Here is a 2,107-nt window from a genome sequence, read left to right as displayed (position 1 = left end):
CAGATCAACTTTTACGGCTGCTTGGTTAGGTTGTCAAAGATCTATTTGTGGCCACAGTGCAAAGCCTCACGCTCTGGTCATTTTGCAAGAGGCTCCAATGTTTTCAGGTTGTTTCACTCAATCAAATCACCTTAAGCTAGCTTCAGTTCTGTTCCCTTTTTTCCTACCCCCTGTTTTTGAATTTCAAGTTAACACAACCAATTAGTTAAAGGTTTCAAGTTGTTGGAATTTATTGTTTCGAACAGACACAAAACAACTATTGCGAGTACTGCTCACTACACTTATTGTATTTGCATATGCAGGATGTTGCTGTATTTACATTGCATTTGTGCGGATAGATTCTTTCGCATCCCTTTTCTACCCAATAGGGAGATGGTATGAATAAGAAATCCGATTTCACACAAAACACATTGAGGGAAAGAGCGGAGAAGGCACTTTCCTCAGGAGCATTTCATGCATCCGAAGCATTGACTGATATTCAGGATTATATCCATGAACTGCAGGTCTACCAAATAGAACTTGAGATGCAAACTGATGAGTTGCGCCGTGCACAAGGGGAGCTTGAACAGTCACGTGACGAGTATTCAGAGTTGTATGATTGTGCTCCTGTTGGATATTTAACTATAAGTTCCACAGGGATTATACTTAAAGCAAATCTCACGGCAGCAGAGATGCTAGGCGTAGACAGGCAAAGACTTTTTCACAAACCCCTCTCTTTATATATTCATGCTGAAGATCACCCTCTGTTTTTTGCCGTATGTAAAAGGGCAGAATTTGCCGAACAATTCCGGTCGTGTGAGCTGAGATTATCAAAAGAAGATGGTGAAGAGTTTTATGGCAGACTCGACTTTGTACCGATAGATGGGATAACAACATCGGCATATCGCCTTTCACTAATTGATATAACGGAGAAAAGAAAAACCGACGCTGAAAAACTGCAACTGGAAAAGGAGGTTTTACACTCACAAAAACAAGACAGCCTGAGGCGTCTTGCCGGAGGGATAGCCCATAATTTTAACAATTTACTGGCAGTAGCATTGGGCAGCATAGAGCTCGTCGAGTTGGACAACAATATTCCAGAAGACGTAACCCCGCATCTCGACAGAACCCGGCAATCACTTTTAAAAGCAGCTGAATTGAGCAAGACAATGCTCTACTACTTGGGGCAGGTGCCATCCCAAATGAGATCAATAGATCTGGTGGACAGTCTCAGTAGCTTGCTTCCGATCATCAGGAGCACTATTCATGGTGAAATTGATTTCAATTTCACATCTGAGCCTGGTCCGATTACCATAAAAGGGGATTCGGTGCAGATCGCTCAGATTCTCAACAACCTGATAACAAATGCGGTAGAAGCAATAGGTTCTCGTAGAGGAACCTTGACTGTCAGGCTGTATCGAAAAAACTTCAATTCCAGATACTCGATCAATGGATATAAGCATCAACATATCAGAGCGGGAAACTATGCGTGTATTGAAGTTCGTGATACAGGATGCGGCATGGACCAGAGTACTATCGACAGAGCAATTGAGCCGTTTTTCACAACAAATTTCACGGGTCGGGGATTAGGCCTTTCAGCAGTCTCTGGTATTGTGGAATTGCATTCCGGATATTTACATATCATGAGCAGGGTCGGTAACGGAACAACCTTTTTACTCTATTTCCCTGCATCTTTTCCCAATCCCATCCAAAATGAAAAGCTTGTCAATTCTTCCCAGGGCACGGTCCAGTTTATATCTGGAAAAACATTTTTATACATTGACGATGATAGCATTGTCAGATCTCTGGGGAAAATGATGCTTGAAAAGAGGGGTGCCACAGTTCTGGAGGCCAACGGCGGCAAAGAAGGTGTTGAGATATTGCGCGCCAACAAGGATAGAATAGACGGTGTCATTCTTGATTTTGCCATGCCTGATCAGGATGGCAATATTACGCTCATTGAACTACGTCAGCTCAGGCCGAATATCCCCGTTTTGCTGGTAAGTGGATATCTCAAAAGCCACATGAGCAAGGGCTGGAGTAATACAATAAGTGCAACAGACTGAAGATTGAAAAGTGAGTGAGTTGAAGATATGGTTTCAGCTCCTACACTTAACCACGGTCTGTC

General features: G+C 43.0%; 2 protein-coding genes. Both read left to right on the top strand.

What is annotated here, in order from left to right:
• On the top strand, positions 1-205 hold a 205-nt coding region (locus BUF15_RS27995; protein WP_234981289.1), incomplete at its 5' end, for a hypothetical protein.
• Between the two features lie 172 nt (positions 206-377).
• Positions 378-2,045, top strand: coding sequence for a hybrid sensor histidine kinase/response regulator (locus BUF15_RS26425; RefSeq protein WP_073617374.1), 1,668 nt, complete (start codon positions 378-380; stop codon positions 2,043-2,045).
• Positions 2,046-2,107: the final 62 nt, after the last annotated feature.

Origin of the sequence: Desulfopila aestuarii DSM 18488 (assembly GCF_900143695.1) — a bacterium.
In the GTDB taxonomy this organism is placed as follows: Bacteria; Desulfobacterota; Desulfobulbia; order Desulfobulbales; family Desulfocapsaceae; genus Desulfopila; species Desulfopila aestuarii.
The sequence above is the reverse complement of the archived record's forward strand: the minus strand, read 5'-3'. Positions and strand labels throughout refer to the sequence as shown.

What these genes read in the sequence shown, in the direction of transcription:
- BUF15_RS26425 (WP_073617374.1), top strand. Translation starts at nt 378, where the DNA reads ATGAATAAGAAATCCGATTTCACACAAAACACATTGAGGGAAAGAGCG.